Genomic DNA, 17714 nt, shown 5'->3' on the forward strand with positions numbered 1-17714 from the left:
CGGCTTGTATCGGCTTCGCGGTGGTGCCATGGGAGTCGGAGTCTCACGGTCAGGTGCCCCATCAGCCCAGGTCGGGCCCCCGTAGCCGCGGACATTCGTACGGCGGCCCTTCAGGCGGGTAGGTCGCGATGTTCTCCCCGTAGTAGTGGATGGCCGACCTCACGGCCCGGTGCGGCTCGTTGCCGGAGAAGTCCAGGTCACGGCTGCTGGCGTTGGTCGAGTAGTGGCCGGCCCGGTCCGTCATGCGGGACATGCGGACGAGCTCCGCCGCGTGATCGCCCAACGGCACGGTGGACTCGGGGTGGTAGGGGTTCCAGTCGTGCGGCTGGTCCCCGTGGAAGTCGGGCTTGCGGCCCTGCGGCAGATCGAAACGGGTGCGGGCGAGCACGGGTATGTCGAACTCCGGCGGACGCTCGTCCATCCATAACGCGGGGATGATCGTGTTCTCCCGCGCGGGACCGCCGTGCGCCCGCTGGGTGACCTGGCGTCGCGAGAACGCCCACCACTCACGGCCGCACTGCCGGCTCATGAAGTAGCGCGGCGAGTACAGCGGGACGAACACCTTGCAGCGCGCGAGATTCATGGACAACTCGTCGGTCCACTTGGTGCCGGCCGACACCTTCTCGTCCAGGAACCCGACCTTCGCCCCCCGGGGCAGGTCGGTCAGCCCCCTGATGTGTTCGCACAGACCGTCGTACAGCTTCTTCACCCACACACTGGGGTCGCCGCCACTCGAGTCATGGCTCGGTGTGTGCGCGTAACTGAGGAAGAAGTAGGGGCTGCCCCCACTTGTGGTGAGACCGGTTCCTCGCACGTATGCCCCCGACGCTCCGTGACTGGGCCCCTAGTGTAGAAACCAACACGTCCTGTTCGGAACAGGACGAACGCACTCGAATCTCCTCCAGGGGTGGGGGTGAACGGTCAGGAAGAACCACGCCGGACGAGGCCGAGGCCGCCGCTGTCCCGGGCGAGCCCTACCGCGTCTCCGCCTCCCAGGCTCCCCGATGCTCGTCGGCCGCCTGCCGGGCCCTCCGCAGTGCCTCGGCCCCGATGTCGGCTGTCCGGAACCCCCGGAGGGTCCCACGCATCCCCGCCACGAACCGCTCTCCCGCGGGAGTGAGCGCACCGGACCCGGAGAGGGTCTCCACCGCCTCGGCCGTCTGGTCCCGCCAGCGGGAAAACTGCACCTCGGCCTTGCTGGCCGTTTCCCCCTCGGCGGACCGCCACCGCGCCAACCAGAAGTCGATCACCGCGAGATGGGCGTACGTCCCCTGCAACAGCCCCTCCAGCGGACGCGGATCGGGGCGCCAGGGGGCGTAGAACCACTGCGTGCACATCGGGTCGTGGAGGTCGACGAGGTCCATGACCGCGCCCAGTTTGACGTGCTGGAACTCGTGCACGAGCAGCAGCGCGAGTGACTCGGGGGTGCTCGGCCGGGCGATGGCGACCGCGCCGAACGCGTCCCGGGCGGCCGAGCTGATGTCGGCGTTCTCCGGGGACGGACGGAGCGGCGTGATCACGCGAAGAGCGGCGGCGAGAGCGTCGGCGTACTGCGGCAGTTCGGCGCGGATCCACGCCCATGCGGCGTCCAGCTGGGCCCCCCACGCCTCGGCCTCGCTCTCGGTGAGCCGGGGGTGCGCAGGGTGTCCGTGGCAGTCCCGCCAGGGGTCGGTGTCCTCCAGCACGACGGACCAGCCGTCCAGTTCGTGGACCCGAAGCCCCTGCCAGGCGGGGTCCTTGTCGCCCTTCCACGCCACCGTGTACGTCCGGTCCTCCGCGAGGACCCTGAAGCCGTCCGCGTCGGCCCGCACGACCACCTGCTCGACGGTCCCGCCCACGGACAGGGCGCCCAGCGTCGGCAGCCGCAACAGCCCGCCGTGGACCGGGACGACGACCGTCGTCGCCCGTCCGGCCCGCAGGGCGGCGGCCGCGGCGATCTCCGCCACCCCTCGCACGACGCGGTCCGCGACTCCTTTCGCGTGCCCCCGGAGGCAGTGCAGGGCCCAGGAACGCGTGTACGGGTGGGCCAGCACCGTGTCCACGGCCTCCGGCGCCTCCTGGTCCAGTTCGGTCAGCACGTCCCACGCGGCCGCGCCCGGTTCGCTGGGCGGTGTCCCGTGCCAGACCAGACCCAGCAACTCGCGGCCGAGGGAGAGCTGGTGGCGGGCCAGCAGGTCCGTGGTGGCGGTGGAGCCGAGGCCCGTGGCCAGTTCGTCGAGGTGCTCGTCGGCCAGCGCGGGCTCGACGGACCGGTCGAGCTGCTCGGACATGTGTCGGTCCCGGATGTCGGTGATGAGGCGCAACAGGTCGGAGCAGTACACGGACGGGTTGAGGAAACCGCTGCCGGTCCGGTACCGGTGCGCGTACAGCCCACCGCCGCAGGAGCGCACGACCGGGCAGGTCCGGCACTGGTCCGCCAGCCCGTCCAGTCCCTGCTGCCGGGCGACGAGGCCCGGATGCGCGGCCACTTCGTCGAGCGAGTGGGTGATCACGTCCATGCCGGTGACGGGCGCGCCGTCGTAGGCCGTCTTGAGGGAGTCGGCCTGTTCGAAGCTGCCGTCGGTCTCGATCACGGCGAGGTCGGCGGGCGCCAGCCCGAGCGACTCGGTCAGGCTGCTGTCGCCGCGCAGGGTCCGCAGGACGGAGTCGAAGATCCGTACGTCCATGGGGCGGCCCTCCGCCGCCCAGCGGTCGTACACGGCCAGCAGCCAGCGGGCGTAGGCCGTGCCGTCCGTGTCGTCGGCCGGCCGGAGCGGGGGTTCGTCCCAGGTGGCGTGCGGGAGGAGGAAGTCGACGCGGGGCGGCCGGAGTTCGGCGAGCGCGTCGTAGACGGCGACCGGGTCGTTGCGCACGTCGATGGTGCAGAGAATGCCCGCGAACAGATGGCGGTAGCGGGGGCGGCCGAGCAGGGCGATGCCCCGCAGGACGCGGTCGTGGCTGCTGCGCCCGTCGGCGTAGCGGCGGTGCAGGTCGTTCGCAGCCTTGTCGCCGTCCAGCGAGACGCCGACCTTGATGTCGAACTCGTCGAACAGGTCGAGGAACCGCTCGTCGAGGGTGACGGCGTTGGTGTGGATCCGCAGGTCAAGAGCGCAGACACCGTCGAGGGCGGTGGTCAGTGCCTCGGCGGCCCCGCGCAGCCGGTCATGGCCGGCGAGGAGGGGTTCGCCGCCGTGCAGCACCACGTGGACGGTGTCCAGACCGTGGGCCGCCGCGTGCTCGGCGATGCGTGCCGCCGCGCCGCGCAGGACGTCGGGGGAGATCACCTTGGGCCGGGCGCTCCAGCTCTGGTCCGCGTGTTCGTAGACATAGCAGTGGTCGCAGGCGAGATCGCAGCGACTGTGCATCTTGACCACGAACTGGCGCAGTGGGACGAGCGGCCGGCCCCAGGCGGTCATGCGAGTGCTGTCCTTCCGGATCGGATGGATCAGATGGATCAGGCGGATCGGACGGATCAGGTGGATCAGGTGGATCGGATGGATCAGGTGGATCGGGAGGGTCAGGCGGATCGGGAGGGTCAGACGACTGAATGCGGACGACGTCCGATGAGTGACGGGCCGGGTGGATCGAGCCGGTCAGACGGAGGACTGGAAGGCGGCCACCGAAACCCGCCCCGGGCCCTTCCGCTCGACGTTGTTCGACACGATGCGAGTCAGGGTGGGAGACGCGGGGCCGCCCGCCCGCGCGGCCAACTGCACCAGAGGCACCCGCTGCGCGGGGACCGGGGATGCGTTCATGGAGACCTCATCAATCTGTGCGTGAGAACCGACGGGCTTACGAAGTCTTGCGGCTCAATCAACCAGATGCCGACAGGAATCGCTCACTGAGGTACCAGCCGCAGAAGAAGTTAACGGCCGACGAGACGAACGGCACCGAATGTACGGTCAGCCGTTGATCGCGAGCAGAGAACATAGCCGACCCCGGGGGGTGCTTTCAGCTGGCACCACAAGCCTCGTCCGTATACAGGTCGGCAAACGTGAGAACCGTCTCATTGGCCGATGGACGCACGACAACCGAGCGGGAGTGCCATCCCTCTCGCTTCAGCCGCCCCACTCTCAGTGCGCTCACAGTCACTTCCGAGCCCCCTGACGGGCCGTGTGCCTAGTTTCTGCGGCATGACGGGACATCACACAAGCAAAACGATCACTCGGCGCCGGGGGCTCGCCGTGACCGGAGGGACGGTCGCGGCCGGTGGGCCGGCACCGCCGCGTCCGCGTCCGCTGCGTAGGGCACGGCCATGAGCGGCCGTGAGGACGAGACACTGGCGCATGCCGCCGTGGACGCGCTCACCCGGCAGTTGGAGCTGACTCCCAAACCCGGGCTGCCCGATCCGCGCGACCTCCGTGCCCGGATCACCCGCCAGGACCACCGTGCCCTGCGCTGGTCGGCGAAGGCACTGCTCCCCGGCCTCGTGGCGATGGCGGCCTGCGCCCGCCGCAACGGCATCCCGACACCCGAACTGCGCGCGGAACTCGGGGCGATCGGGCGCTCCACCGAACACTCGGTGACCCTCGCCGGGGGTGGCCACCGGGGCGCCACCTGGATCCTGGGCCTCCTGGTCGCCGCGGCGGCCCTGGAACCGGGCGCCCGGGGCCGTGAACTCGTCACCATCGCGAAGAAGATCGCCGCTCACCCCGACCGTGGGGCGCCCCGGCGGCCGTCCCGAGGGTCCACCGTCTCCGCCCAGTACGGCGCGGCCGGCGCCCGTGGCGAGGCCCGCGCCGGGTTCCCGCATGTACGCCGGGCCCTGGACGTCCTGGCCGCGGCGCGCACGGTCGGCGCAAGGGAGGAGGACGCACGGCTCGATGCCCTGCTGACGGTCATGTCGACCCTCCAGGACACCGAACTGCTCTACACCGCCGGCCCGCACGGACTCCGTCACGTCCAAGCGGCCGCCCGTGGTGTCCTCGACGAAGGGGGTACGGCCACGACGGCAGGCCGCCGGGCCTTGGCCGGGTTCGACGCGGATCTGCAGCAGCGGGGGTGGAGTCCGCGGGGCAGCGGCTCGCTGCTCGCGGGCGCGCTGTTCGCCGACGCGCTGCGGGTGGGGGCGGGGGTGGGGGTGGGCCGGGGCGCCCAGTAGCTCGGGGGTGCGTGTTCGTCGGCGGGTGGGGGTGGTGTCCGGTTTCTCGCGCAGTTCCCCGCGCCCCTGGAGGATCGGGCCTGCGGCCCGTCCTCCCCGGACGGCCCGCTCCCCCTGAAGGGGGTTGAGCCGCGGCCGGCCTTCATCGGGGCGCGGGCAGCACGCACCCACCCGCGGACAAAGACGACGGCCGGAGCACCCCCAAGGGCACCCCGGCCACAGCCCCGCCCTCTTCTCAGCTCTGTCCGGCGCCCTTCACGGACGCCATCCACAGCTCGACCTCATCGCTTCGGCGAGGCAGCGCGGCGCTGAGGTTCCGGTTGCCGTTCTCCGTCACCAGGATGTCGTCCTCGATCCGGACGCCGATCCCCCGGTACTCCTCCGGAACGGTCAGGTCGTCCGCCTGGAAGTACAGCCCCGGCTCGACGGTCAGCACCATGCCCGGCTCCAGCGTGCCGTCGACGTACGTCTCCACCCGCGCCGCCGCGCAGTCGTGGACGTCCATGCCGAGCATGTGCCCGGTGCCGTGCAAGGTCCACCGGCGTTGCAGGCCCAGTTCCAGGACGCGCTCCACCGGGCCCTCGACGAGCCCCCACTCCACCAGCCGCTCGGTCAGCACCCGCTGCGCGGCATCGTGGAAGTCGCGGTACTTGCCGCCCGGCTGCACCGCCGCGATACCGGCCTCCTGCGCGTCGTACACGGCGTCGTAGATCTTCCGCTGGATCTCGCTGAAGCGGCCGTTGACCGGCAGCGTGCGCGTGACGTCGGCGGTGTAGTACGTGTGGATCTCCACGCCCGCGTCGAGCAGCAGCAGGTCGCCGGAGCGCACGGGGCCGTCGTTGCGGACCCAGTGCAGCGTGGTCGCGTGCGGGCCCGCGGCGCAGATGGAGCCGTAGCCGACGTCGTTGCCCTCGACCCGGGCACGCAGGAAGAACGTTCCCTCGATGTAGCGCTCGGAGGTGGCCTCCGCCTTGTCGAGCACCCGGACGACGTCCTCGAAGCCGCGCACGGTCGAGTCGACCGCCTTCTGCAGCTCACCGATCTCGAACTCGTCCTTGACCAGCCGTGCCTCGGAGAGGAAGACGCGCAGTTCCTCGTCGCGCTCGGCGGTGACCTTGTCGGTGAGCGCCGCCTCGATGCCCGCGTCGTGGCCGCGGACGACCCGGACGGGGCCGGTGGCCTCGCGCAGCGAGTCGGCGAGTTCGCGCACGTCGGAGACGGGGATGCCGTACAGCTTCTCCGACTCGGTCAGCGAGTGGCGGCGGCCGACCCACAGCTCGCCCTGGCCGGAGAGCCAGAACTCGCCGTTCTCGCGGTCGGACCGCGGCAGGAGGTAGAGCGTCGCCTCGTGACCCTCGCCCTTCGGCTCCAGGACGAGGACGCCGTCCTCGGTCTGGTTGCCGGTGAGGTACGCGTACTCCACCGACGCCCGGAACGGGTACTCGGTGTCGTTCGAGCGGGTCTTCAGGTTGCCCGAGGGGATCACCAGCCGGTCGCCGGGGAAGCGCGCGGAGAGCGCGGCGCGGCGGGCGGCGGTCTCGGCGGCCTGGGCGATGGGCCGCAGGTCGTGCAGTTCGGTGTCGGCCCAGCCGGACTTCATGTTCTCGGCCAGTTCGTCGGACACGCCCGGGTACAGGCCGTTCTTGCGCTGCTTGATGGGCTCCTCGGCTTCGGTGGCCTCGTTCTCCGGGGTCGCCGGCTCGAGCTCGTCCGCCACGGTCATCCTCCTAGGTACGGCACTGGACCCCGTCCATCGTACGGTCGCGACGGACGGGGCCCAGGGCCCTTCAGGACGTCTCACGGGCGGTCACCGACGGCTCACGGGAAGCAGCCGCGCGGGCGGGCGTGCAGCGGTCGGGCCGGCTCGCAGGAAGCAGCCGCGCGGGCTCGTACGAGGTGCGCGAAAGCGGCCGTACGGGCTCGTACGAGGTGCGCGAAAGCGGCCGTACGGGCTCGTACGAGGTTCGCGGGAAGCGGCCGTACGGGACTCGTGGGAGCAGCCGCGCTCGCTCGCGCGATGCCGTCGCGGCCCCCGGCCGGGGTCGGCTACTCGAACCGCGCCGCCAGCAGCACCACGTCCTCCGCGCCCTCCGTCGCGTCCAGCTCGTCCGGCAGCACGGTCCGCAGGACGTGGTCGGCGAGGGCGCCGGGTTCGGCGCGCAGCGCGCGGGGGACGCCGGCGGCGGCCGCGTGGAGCCGGGCGAAGGCGCGGTCGACGGGTTCGCCGGTGCGCTGGAGGAGGCCGTCGGTGTACAGCAGGACGGTTTCTCCTGGCTGGGCGGTCAGCTCGATGCTGGGCGCCTCCCAGCAGGCGAGCATGCCGAGCGGCGCCGAGAGCGACGTCTCCACGAACTCGGTGCGCCGCTCGCCGATCACCAGCGGCGGGCTGTGCCCGGCCCCGGCCAGCGTGAGCTTGCGCAGCACGGGCTCGACGTAGGCGAAGAGGGCCGTCGCGGAGCGGGCCGGCTCGGTGAGGCGGAGCAGCAGTTCGAGGTCGGAGAGGACAGCGACGGGGTCCTCGCCCTCCATCACGGCGTACGCCCGCAGCGAGGCCCGCAGCCGGCCCATCGCGGCGATCGCGCTGGGCCCGGACCCCGTCACCGAGCCGACCGCGAGGCCGAGCGCGGCGTCGGGCAGCGGCAGGGCGTCGTACCAGTCGCCGCCGCCGCGCGGTCCGGTGCGGTGCCGGGCGGCGAGCTGGACCCCTGCGACGCGGGGCAACCGGGAGGGCAGCAGTTCCTCGGCGATCGTCGCCATGGACACGCGGGTCCGCTCGACCTCGACGAGCCGCGCCAGGTGCTCGGCGGCGTACCGCGCGTACAGCCCGACGAGGTGCCGTTGCCGCTCGGCCGGTTCGGCGGGCTCGTCGTACAGCCAGACGACGGCGCCGAGGCGGCCCGCGGCGTCGGTGGACAGGGGGAGCGCGTAGCTGGCGGCGTATCCGAGCCGGGCGGCGACCACGCGGTGGCGGGGGTCGAGTCCGTCCTCGGCGAACAGGTCGGGTTGCGCGATCTCGCCGTCGCCGCCGGGCAGTCCGTCGAGGATGCGGCCGTACGGCAGGGAGCTGCGCGGCACGGTCTCCATGTGGCCGAGGTCGGCGCGGCCGAGGCCGAGGCCGAAGGTCGTGTCGGGCCCGAGTCCGTCGCGCGGTTCCAGGACGACGAGGCCGCGCCGGGCGCCGACCAGGGCGGCTCCCGCGCTCAGCGCCTCCTGGAGGGCGCCGTCGAGCGCGTCCGTGCGTGCCAGGCGTTCGGTGAGTTCGTGCAGGGTCGTGAGGTCCGAGACCCAGCCGGCGAGCCGGTCCTGGAGGACGGCCCCTGGGGGCGTGCCCATTCCTGTGGCGGGAGTGGCCGACGAGGCACCCGGGGCGGCAGGCGCGGGCGCGACAGTGTGTGCGGGAGAGGGAACCGTGGAATCGATTCCGGCCACTTTCGGAGGGTGAGGGGCGTTCATGGTGTCCGGCTTTCCGACCGGTGCGTATTGCTCAAAAGCATCGCAAACCCCCATGTCATTCTGCGCCGCTAGCAGTGTCTCCACATGTACACGCACTCGTGAGGGGATGTCCAGCATTGTCCTGCTGGGATATGTGGTGTCCGCGTGGCCCTGTTGGACTCGGGTCGGGTTACTGTCCAGTCCTTTGGGAAAATCAAAATTGGCCGAAAAGTGTTGTGGTGAACGGTGTATTGAGGTCGACTGGCCTTGTTCAACAGAGCGTCACAGCGGTCGTGATGGGTACGTACTCGGTGAAGGCCAGGGGTGGCGTCAGTCATCCGGAACCTGGCGACGGAACCGGGCGTCCTATCCACCGACGACCGAGCCCCATCCTCCCGTGGCGGAGGCGGCGAGCAAACGCCGGACGGCAAAACGCCAGGCGTCGCCACCCCCACGCCACGCCATGCTTTGGACAGACTGCAAGTCAGCGCAAGCGATGGACGCGGACGTAGCCGAGCCAGGCCCGCAGGGGTTCCCCTTGTCCGCGACAGGGGTGTGATGCGCCAGCAGGTACGCACAGTGAAGTGAACGACACATGTTGTGAGTGACCCCACGGTGTTGCCATGCGTGCAACGGAAAGGACGAGCGCTCATGCGCGAGATCCCCGGAAGGCGACGCAGGCTCCTGTCCAAGCGCAACGGCGGGAGGCCCGAGCTGCTCGAGCAGGCCCTGACGTTCGCGAGGGAATGGCAGTGGCCCGTACTCCCGGGCGTGGCGCCGGACCCGCAGGGGCGCGCCCGCTGCGCCTGCCCGGACCCGGAGTGCGTGGTGCCCGGCGCTCACCCGTTCGATCCCGGCCTGCTCGCCGCCACCACCGACGAGCGCATGGTCCGCTGGTGGTGGACCAACCGGCCCACGGCACCCATCGTCCTGGCCACCGGGGGCTCCGCGCCGTGCGCGGTCAGCCTGCCGGCCCTCGCCGCCGCACGGGCCCTCGCCGCGCTGGACCGCAGCGGCATGCGCCTCGGCCCGGTCGTCGCCGCCCCGCACCGCTGGTCGATCCTCGTCGCCCCGTACTCGATGGAGCAGCTGGGCGAACTGCTCTACGCCAAGGACTTCGTCCCCGGCTCGCTCCGCTTCCACGGCGAGGGCGGTTACATCGCACTGCCGCCGTCCGAGACGGGCCACGGCCGGGTCCGCTGGGAGCGCGCGCCGCTGCCCGGCTCCGCGGCCCCCTGGGTGCCCGACGTCGAGGCCGTCGTGGACGCGGTCGTCGACGCCCTCACTCGTACGGGTGTGAGCGCCCCCGAGTTGTGAGCCCGCCCGGCGCGCGCTCGGCCGGGCGCCCCGGTGGGTCGTTATCTTCCGCTCATGCAGCGTCTTCCCGGGGGCCTCGGGGCCCCGTCGCCGCGCGGTCGGCACAGTGCGCCCTCACCCCGGACCCACCGAGCGACCGGAGTGGTGCGCGGTGGTCCGGACGCGCGGGGGCTCCGGCTCCTCGGGCTGACGGTCGCGGTGGCGTGCACCCTCACCCTGCCGCTCGTGGCGTCGGCGGGCCCCTTGGCCGACGCCGGCGACACCATGGCGCGCCGGGCTGCCGGACAACTCGACGGCGCGGGTGCGGAGCCACTCTCCGCCGATGCAGCCGATGCAGCCGATGCAGCCGATGCAGCCGATGCAGTCGGAGTCCCCGGAGCCGCTGAAGTCGCCGATGCCGCTGAAGTCGGCGGACGCGCGGGGACCGGGCGCTCCGGGGACGGGTCCGCGGGGAGGCCGACGGTCGCCGGGCCCGGCGACGAACCTGACGACGGACCCGACGACAAGGCGCGGGACGCCTCCGGGGACGCGTCGTCGTCCCGCTCGCACATGCTGCTCGGCCTCGGGCTCGCCACGGCCGCCCGTTGCGGCCCCGAACTCACCTCGCCCGACGGCATCGAGGCCCAGACCTGCGTCCTCACCCAGGGTGAGGAGACCTGGGCACGTACGTACTACCGCAACGCGACCGGACGAGAGCTGAGTTCGGTCCTCAGCATGATGGGTCCCGGCGGCCGAAGTGTGCGCATGCACTGCGCCGTGGGCGCGGAGGACGAGCCGGGGGCGTGCGAGACACCGAGGGAGCGCACTCAGGGCGAGCCGGGCGCGTACACGGCCGTGGCGGAGTTCGCGGCACCCGACGGGAGTGGGCCGCTTCTCCTGCGTTCCGGAAGCAACTCGGGCCGCACGCAAGGGCGTTGACGGCGGCGGTGAATCCGTACAGTGCGGCCGCTCGCGGGCCCGGACATGAAAAGACCCGGTTGCTGGCGACGGGGGATGCACCAGCAACCGGGCTGATGGAACCGTAACAAGAGATCGGCGCTTCGCAAATTCGATCTCGGCTATTCGGACACGAATTTGCCTGTCACGTAGGGGAGTTGTGACAGGAGTCACCACAAACGCAGGGTCAGCGCCGACCGGTGGACGACCGGCCGGCGCTTCCCGTGTCAGCTGAGCGTGACCTGCCGGTTGGTGAGTCCGCCGCGGGCCCGGCGCTCGTCCGGGGTGAGCGGAGACTCCTCCGCCAGGGCCGCGGCGAGCCGCTCGGCGAACTCCGCGGCCGGCTTCTCGATGTCGTCCGCGCCGACCCCGGTGGGGAGGTCCCACACGGGCACCGTGAGCCCGTGAGCACGGAAGGAGCCCACCAGACGGGTGCCCTCACCGAGGCTGGAGCCGCCCGCCGCGTGCAGCCGCGCCAGAGCGTCCAGAAGACGCTCCTCCGGGTGCGGCATGACCCAGCGCAGATGGTTCTTGTCGGGGGTCTCGCACCAGTAGGCCGCGTCGACGCCGGAGAGCTTCACGGTCGGGATCGCCGCAGAGTTGGCCCGCTCCAGGGAGGCGGTGACCTCAGGGGTGGCGTTCTCCGTGTCGGGGACCCAGAACTCGAAGCCCGTGTGCACAACTGGCTCGAACTCACCTTCGGGGTCGAGCAGGTCCTGAAGCCGGGGCCCGTCGGCCGGGGCGCGTCGGCCCTGGACGGGGGTGCCCGGCTCGGCGACGAGGGCGCGCTGCAGGGTGTCGGCGAGGTCGCGGCTGATGTCGCCCGACGCCGTGTCGTTCTGCAGGCCGATCAGTACCGAGCCGTCGTCGCGGCGCAGCGCGGGCCACGCCATCGGCAGGACGGTGGCGAGCGTGACCGACGGGACGCCCTCGGGGAGCGCCTCGCGCAGCTTCAGCTCGACGGTGGCGGCGGGGACCAGCTCGCGCAGCGCCACCCAGTCGCACTCGCCGGGCAGGCCCTCGAACGGGCGCTGCACCAGCTCGGTCACGGCCTGCGCGGCGGCCCGGCCGTGACAGGCCTTGTAACGGCGGCCGCTGCCGCAGGGGCAGGGCTCGCGCGCACCGACGACGGGGACCTGCCCATCGGCGCCTGCGGCGCCGACTCCGCCGGTGCCCTGCGGGCGCTTGGCCTTCGTGTGGGGTCGCTTCTTGGCCATCGTGGGTGTCTCCCGATCACGGCTCGTCTCGTACTGGCGCGAGCCTAGCCGCTAGTACGGCGGCCGACGGGACCCTGTGGACAACGCACCGAGTCGTCCCGGAACCGGTGATTCAGGCCAGGTTGTTCGAGTCGGGGAGGCCAGGGGGGTCAGTCCATGTCCTCGAACGCGTCCGCGAAGTCCAGGTCGGGGAGGGACGAGACCGATGGGCCCGTGACGCGCGTAGCGAAGTCGTCCCGGCGGTGGGCGTGGCGGACGTCGTCCTGGACGACGACCCAGACCGTGACCTCGCCCCGGGCGTCGTCCCGCACGCCCCAGTCGTCGGCCAGCGCGGTCACGATGTTCAGTCCGCGGCCGCCGTGCGCGGTGACCGAGGGTGTGGACGGGATCGGGCGGGTCGGGCCACCGCCGTCCGTGACCTCGAGGGTGAGCCGCCCCGTGGGGTCCATGCGCCACCCGCAGCGCACGTCGCCGTCGCCGGCCAGCGCGTCGTTGAGGGGCCTGCCGTGTTTGCAGGCATTGCTCAGTAGTTCGGAAAGGATCAGCAGGGCGTCGTCGATGACCGACTCCGCCACTCCACCGTCACGCAACTGATCACGCAACCGGTGCCTCGCCTGCCCCACGCCCGCAGGGCCATGGGGTACGGCCATGCTCGACGACGTGGGCACCTCCTGTGCCACCACCAACGCCACCCCCGAGACCTCCTTCACCCCACGCCACGGTGTGAATGCCCCATGGGACTGGACTGGAAACCGGCCAACACATGTGCTCTGACGCACTCACACCGATCGAATACTGTCCGAACGCGCCGGTGCACTCCCTGTGAGCGGCTGGCTGAATTTCGCCCCCGATGTACGGACTTGTCCGCGCGCGCAGACTCGCCGTTCTGGCGGAATTCTTACCTCCGCCGACCTGGTGTGCGGGGCTGCGGAGAGGGCCAGTGGCATGGCCAAGAGTGAACAGGCGCGTATTCGAACCGGAGGCGCGCGGCGCGTGGAGGAGTGCCCTGAGGCGGCGCCCGGAGGGGAGGCCCGGAGGGGGCGTACGGAGGGGGGTGTACGGAGGGGGTGGCGGCGCGTACGCGGCCAGGGGGCGGTGGCCCGCGGAGGGGGGCGCGTACGCCGCGCGCGCGACGTGGATCAGCGGTGGAGCTGGTCGAGGACCGCGCGGGGCCGGTTGGTGATGATCGCGTCGACGCCGAGCTCGACGCAGAGGTCGACGTCCTCGGGTTCGTTCACCGTCCACACGTGGACCTGGTGACCGGCCTTCTTCAGGCGCTCGATGTACGCGGGGTGGTTGCGCACGATCCTGATGGAGGGGCCCGCGATCCGGACCCCGCCCGGCAGACGTCCGTCCCGCAGCCGGGGCGAGACGAACTGCATGAGGTAGACCGCGGGCAGCGTCGGGGACGCGGCCCGTACGCGGTGCAGCGAGCGCGCCGAGAAGCTCATGATCCGCACCGGTGACTCGTCGGCGGACGCCGGCGCGTCCAGCCCGAACCGCTTCAACAGCACCAGCAGCCGCTCCTCCACCTGCCCGGCCCAGCGGGTGGGGTGCTTGGTCTCGATGGCCAGTTCCACACGGCGTCCGGCGTCGGCCACGAGTTCGAGCAGCCGTTCCAGGGTGAGGACGGAGGTGTCGGCCCGCTCCTCGGGGGCGATCTCCCAGTCGGGTGCCTCGTCGCCGTTCTTCCAGGAGCCGAAGTCCAGGGCGGCGAGATCGGCGAGCTCCAGGGTGGACACCGCGCCGCGGCCGTTCGACGTACGGTTGACGCGTCGGTCGTGGACACAGACCAGATGGCCGTCCGCGGTCAGCCGGACATCGCATTCGAGGGCGTCCGCCCCGTCCTCGATGGCCTTCTTGTACGCGGCCAGCGTGTGCTCGGGGGCTTCCTCGGAGGCCCCTCGGTGGGCGACGACCTGGATCGGGAGCTGTCGTGCGTGGGTCACCGCGTCATGGTGCCACCGTGAAGGGGGTACGCGTGGGGGCGGTGGCGTCGTACGGCTGCGGCACCAAGGGTGATGTGCACCTTTGGTCAGATAGATCCTATATAAAGGTTCCTCCCGGACCCACAGACACCGCTTATGGTGCCCTGACGGCTCGTGGGAAAAGCTGACCGCATACAAGAACTCGCGCACGGCCCCGCCGTGCGCCCGAGACGAGTCGACCGCCGACAGGTGACAGCCGTGGATCGAGGAGAGAAGCTGTGAGCACCGAGAACGAGGGCACCGCGGTACCCCCGGCCCCGTCCGCACCTCCCGTGCCGGTGGACACTCCCGCTGCCTCCGCGCCGGCCCCGGCCCCCGAGCCGAGCGCGGCCCCAGCGGGAACCACCTCCGAGCCGGCGCCGACCGCCCACACGGCGCCCCCGGCCGCGGCCGACGCCACCGACGGGAACGCCCCCACGGCCCAGCTCCCGCCGGTCCCGCCCACCGCGCCGGACCAGACGGCGGTTCAGCCGCGGCCGCCGCACGAGCAGCCGGTGACCCACGCACAGCCGCAGCCGCACGGGCAGCAGGCGCATGGGCATCAGTCGTACGGGCAGCAGGCTCAGCCGGAGCTGGTGACCGCTGGTGCGCCCGGGTACGCGGCCGCCCCGACCCCCGGCCATGGAGCCGGCCACGGCTACGGACAGGCGCCCGGCGCCGGCGGAGGCTACGGCCAGGCACCCGGCGGTCCTGGTGTTCCCGGTGCGCCGGGAGGTCCCGGTGCACCCGGTGGCACCTCCGCACCCGACGCCGCGTGGCCGCCCCCGGCTCCGCCGACCGTCCCGTCGTACGCGGACGGCGGGCACACGTACGCCGACGGCAGCGGTGTCGCGGGACCGGGCGGTCCCGGGGACCAGGGCGGCTCCGGCGGGCACGGCGGTGGCGCGGGTGGCGGCTGGGGTTCCTCGTGGCAGCAGACGCAGCAGCCGGCCCCCCAGCCGGGCGGCAAGAAGCGTGGCGGTCTGATCGCGGCGGTCCTGGTGGCCGCGCTGGTGGCGGGCGGCGTCGGCGGCGGTATCGGCTACACGCTGGCCGACCGCAACGACAACTCGACCGGGTCCACGACCGTTTCGGCCTCCCAGAACGGCGGTGACGTCAAGCGCGCGGCCGGTACGGTCGCCGCGGTGGCCGCGTCGGCGCTGCCGAGCACGGTCACGATCGAGGCGTCGGGCAGCGACGGCGAGGGCGGCACGGGCACGGGCTTCGTGTTCGACAAGGAAGGGCACATCGTCACCAACAACCACGTGGTGGCGGAGGCGGTCGACGGCGGCAAGGTGTCGGCGACCTTCCCGAACGGCAAGAAGTACAACGCCGAGGTGGTAGGCCACGCGCAGGGCTACGACGTGGCGGTCATCAAGCTGAAGAACGCCCCGACGGACCTCAACCCGCTGACGCTCGGCGACTCCGACAAGGTGGCGGTGGGCGACTCGACGATCGCGATCGGCGCCCCCTTCGGCCTGTCGAACACGGTGACGACGGGCATCATCAGCGCGAAGAACCGCCCGGTCGCCTCCAGCGACGGCTCCCAGGACAGCAAGGCGTCGTACATGAGCGCCCTGCAGACCGACGCGTCGATCAACCCGGGCAACTCCGGCGGCCCGCTGCTCGACGCCCGGGGCAACGTCATCGGCATCAACTCGGCGATCCAGTCCGCGAGCAGCGGCGGCTTCGGCTCGGGTCAGGCGGGTTCGATCGGTCTGGGCTTCGCGATCCCGATCAACCAGGCGAAGAACGTGGCCCAGCAGCTGATCAAGACGGGCAAGCCGGTGTACCCGGTGATCGGCGCCTCGGTCTCCCTCACCGAGGGCACCGGCGGCGCGAAGATCACCGAAGCCGGGGCGAACGGCGCGTCTTCGGTCACCCCCAACGGCCCCGCCGACAAGGCCGGTCTGAAGTCCGGCGACGTGATCACCAAGCTCGACGACCACGTCATCGACAGCGGCCCCACCCTCATCGGCGAGATCTGGACCCACCAGCCCGGTGACAAGGTCACGCTCACGTACACCCGCGACGGCAAGACCCGCACCGCCGAGGTCACCCTCGGCGAACGCGAGGGCGACAGCTGACGGAGGCACACGCGGCCGGCTGGCACACGAGCGTGCGCCGGCCGGCTGGCTGGGGGGCACCCCCGGCACCTCCCCTCTCCGGGGAGGACGGTGCGCGCGCCGTCCTCCCCGCGAAGCACCCCCGCGCGGCCCACGGCCCCCGCGACCCGCGCCGGGCCGGTACGCTGTACCCGCTCCGCCCCTGGTGGGCCGGGGCACGGGTGGGTTGCCCGAGCGGCCTAAGGGAACGGTCTTGAAAACCGTCGTGGCAGCGATGTCACCGTGGGTTCAAATCCCACACCCACCGCGTAGTGAACGGCCCCTGACCAGGTGAGACGGTCAGGGGCCGTTGTGGGCTCCTGGACCTCGTCTTGGGGGCGGGAGATCATGTACTCATGAGTATGGGTTTACGTCGTGCGGGCGGGATCGTGGGTGTCATGGGCGGTATGGGGCTCGCGGCCTGGCTGGTCTTCGGGGGGCCCCAGGATTGGGACGGGGGCCTGCGCTTGGTGCGGCATGGCTTGGCGTTGGTGTCTCTTGGTGCGATCAACGGCGGTGCCTGGCTGGTGTTTTCGGGCAGGCAGGACGATGCGTCCGATGTGGCGGCCGGCTGAGGGTGGGTGGCGAGTCGGTCGGTGCGGCAGTCAGCGGCTGTGCCGGGCCGCGTAGACGTCCAGGGGGTCCAGCGCGCCCCACGCCAGGTCGAAGCTGTCCGCGAAGTACCTCAGGAAGGCGGGGCCTTCGACGCTGAAGCCCGTCAGTTGTTGGCGGCCCGCGCCGGAGAAGGACAGGAACGTGACGGAGTCGTCCACGAGGCCGGTGTTGTGCCAGGCGCAGGAGGCGGTCCAGGGCATGACGCGCGCCTCGTAGGCGTAGATGTCCGCCGTCTCCCTCTGGTGGTCGAGCAGCCACTGCAAGTACGCCGGCTCCGGTGTGCCCTCGCGCTCGGGGACGCCGATGATGCGCCGGACGCTCGCGCCCTCACCGGAGTGGTCTCTCGCCCAGTCCAGCACCGTGTTGTAGTACTCGGCCACTTCCGGTGCTCCCCAGTGGCCGGGCGGGTGCCGTCGGACGTAGGTGAGCCGGATCTCGCGGCGGGCCGCCCGGATGCGCGCGGCGGAGGCGCGGTAGAAGGACGACGGGTCCGGGTAGCGCACCATCTCCGCCCTCAGCGCCTCCACCGGTGCCTCGGGGCCCTCCCGCCTGAGCCTGTCCAGCTCCGTCCTGGCCTCGCGCCACAGGGACTGCCACTGGCTCCACTCCCCGTCCAGCGCGGCGACCAGGCGGCGGGTGACCGTCTCGCCGGGCAGGCGGCGCCCGTTGAGGGCCTCGGAGACCGTCGACGGACTGCACTGCGCCCGCGCGGCGATCGTCGTGACCTGTGGGGTGCCCGCGGTGATCCGCAGCCGGCTCAGCTCCGCCGCGAAGCGGCGCACGGCCGGCGGCACACCGCCCGCGTGCACGTTCATCGTTCCCCCTGAGTTACCCCTGAGAGCGTCGCCCGGTCCGACGACGACCGTCATCCGGTCCGACGGCGGCGATCGGGTCCGACGCGTGTGATCGGTCGACGACCGTGATCGTCCCACTCTCTCCGGGCGGCCGCCGAACTTCGCCGAATCCCGCCGAAGAAGCCCGAACTCCGCCGAAGCTTCCAGGACTTTCGGGCTCTGCCGGAATCCCTGGACCGCGTGGAGCGGCG

Annotated in this window: 14 protein-coding genes and 1 tRNA gene; 6 read left to right on the forward strand and 9 right to left on the reverse strand. The window is 71.9% G+C overall.

Annotation, left to right across the window (positions count from 1 at the left end):
• Positions 1-61: 61 nt before the first annotated feature.
• The 3 genes from SMA5143A_RS12855 to SMA5143A_RS12865 all read right to left on the reverse strand — a co-directional run bounded on the left by SMA5143A_RS12855 (position 62) and on the right by SMA5143A_RS12865 (position 3734).
• The gene (locus tag SMA5143A_RS12855) at positions 62-814 is read right to left on the reverse strand and encodes a TIR-like protein FxsC (RefSeq protein ID WP_181361827.1); all 753 of its coding nucleotides are present in this window, start codon (positions 812-814) and stop codon (positions 62-64) included.
• 160 nt (positions 815-974) lie between these two features.
• On the reverse strand, positions 975-3395 hold the full coding sequence (locus SMA5143A_RS12860) for an FxsB family cyclophane-forming radical SAM/SPASM peptide maturase (RefSeq protein WP_107463068.1): 2421 nt from the start codon (positions 3393-3395) through the stop codon (positions 975-977).
• Between the two features lie 177 nt (positions 3396-3572).
• Positions 3573-3734: an FXSXX-COOH protein gene (locus SMA5143A_RS12865; protein ID WP_107463069.1), complete on the reverse strand. Its 162-nt coding sequence runs from the start codon at positions 3732-3734 to the stop codon at positions 3573-3575.
• 500 nt (positions 3735-4234) lie between these two features.
• Between SMA5143A_RS12865 and SMA5143A_RS12875 the strand changes: the two genes are divergently transcribed.
• The gene (locus SMA5143A_RS12875) at positions 4235-5080 is read left to right on the forward strand and encodes a triphosphoribosyl-dephospho-CoA synthase (RefSeq protein WP_107463070.1); all 846 of its coding nucleotides are present in this window, start codon (positions 4235-4237) and stop codon (positions 5078-5080) included.
• Positions 5081-5315: 235 nt separating this feature from the next.
• Here SMA5143A_RS12875 and SMA5143A_RS12880 read toward each other — a convergent pair whose 3' ends face one another.
• Complete coding sequence (locus tag SMA5143A_RS12880; RefSeq protein WP_107463071.1) at positions 5316-6803, reverse strand: aminopeptidase P family protein; 1488 nt, start codon at positions 6801-6803, stop codon at positions 5316-5318.
• A gap of 323 nt (positions 6804-7126) precedes the next feature.
• Positions 7127-8650, reverse strand: coding sequence for a PP2C family protein-serine/threonine phosphatase (locus SMA5143A_RS12885; RefSeq protein WP_107463072.1), 1524 nt, complete (start codon positions 8648-8650; stop codon positions 7127-7129).
• Positions 8651-9163: 513 nt separating this feature from the next.
• Between SMA5143A_RS12885 and SMA5143A_RS12890 the strand changes: the two genes are divergently transcribed.
• Together SMA5143A_RS12890 and SMA5143A_RS12895 are read left to right on the forward strand one after the other, a co-directional pair.
• Positions 9164-9829, forward strand: coding sequence for a bifunctional DNA primase/polymerase (locus SMA5143A_RS12890; RefSeq protein ID WP_107463073.1), 666 nt, complete (start codon positions 9164-9166; stop codon positions 9827-9829).
• A 198-nt stretch (positions 9830-10027) separates the two neighbouring features.
• Positions 10028-10747, forward strand: a complete 720-nt coding sequence (locus tag SMA5143A_RS12895; RefSeq protein ID WP_258193509.1) for a hypothetical protein — start codon at positions 10028-10030, stop codon at positions 10745-10747.
• Positions 10748-10992: 245 nt separating this feature from the next.
• Here the strand turns inward: SMA5143A_RS12895 and SMA5143A_RS12900 are convergent, their stop codons facing one another.
• The 3 genes from SMA5143A_RS12900 to SMA5143A_RS12910 form a co-directional block, all read right to left on the reverse strand.
• Positions 10993-11982, reverse strand: a complete 990-nt coding sequence (locus tag SMA5143A_RS12900) for a DUF5926 family protein (RefSeq protein WP_107463074.1) — start codon at positions 11980-11982, stop codon at positions 10993-10995.
• Positions 11983-12131: 149 nt separating this feature from the next.
• On the reverse strand, positions 12132-12674 hold the full coding sequence (locus SMA5143A_RS12905; protein ID WP_375136483.1) for an ATP-binding protein: 543 nt from the start codon (positions 12672-12674) through the stop codon (positions 12132-12134).
• Positions 12675-13121: 447 nt separating this feature from the next.
• Positions 13122-13931 carry a glycerophosphodiester phosphodiesterase gene (locus SMA5143A_RS12910; RefSeq protein ID WP_107463076.1) on the reverse strand — a complete coding sequence of 270 codons (810 nt, stop codon included), beginning with the start codon at positions 13929-13931 and terminating at the stop codon, positions 13122-13124.
• A 257-nt stretch (positions 13932-14188) separates the two neighbouring features.
• Here SMA5143A_RS12910 and SMA5143A_RS12920 point away from each other — a divergent pair, with 257 nt between their 5' ends.
• The 3 genes from SMA5143A_RS12920 to SMA5143A_RS12930 all read left to right on the forward strand — a co-directional run bounded on the left by SMA5143A_RS12920 (position 14189) and on the right by SMA5143A_RS12930 (position 16629).
• The gene (locus SMA5143A_RS12920) at positions 14189-16036 is read left to right on the forward strand and encodes a S1C family serine protease (RefSeq protein WP_107463077.1); all 1848 of its coding nucleotides are present in this window, start codon (positions 14189-14191) and stop codon (positions 16034-16036) included.
• Between the two features lie 199 nt (positions 16037-16235).
• A tRNA-Ser gene (locus SMA5143A_RS12925) sits at positions 16236-16322 on the forward strand.
• 88 nt (positions 16323-16410) lie between these two features.
• Complete coding sequence (locus tag SMA5143A_RS12930) at positions 16411-16629, forward strand: hypothetical protein (RefSeq protein WP_258193492.1); 219 nt, start codon at positions 16411-16413, stop codon at positions 16627-16629.
• Between the two features lie 30 nt (positions 16630-16659).
• Here the strand turns inward: SMA5143A_RS12930 and SMA5143A_RS12935 are convergent, their stop codons facing one another.
• The gene (locus tag SMA5143A_RS12935) at positions 16660-17484 is read right to left on the reverse strand and encodes a helix-turn-helix domain-containing protein (RefSeq protein ID WP_107463078.1); all 825 of its coding nucleotides are present in this window, start codon (positions 17482-17484) and stop codon (positions 16660-16662) included.
• Positions 17485-17714: the final 230 nt, after the last annotated feature.

It is taken from the genome of Streptomyces sp. MA5143a (assembly GCF_900290235.1).
Taxonomy (GTDB): domain Bacteria; phylum Actinomycetota; class Actinomycetes; order Streptomycetales; family Streptomycetaceae; genus Streptomyces.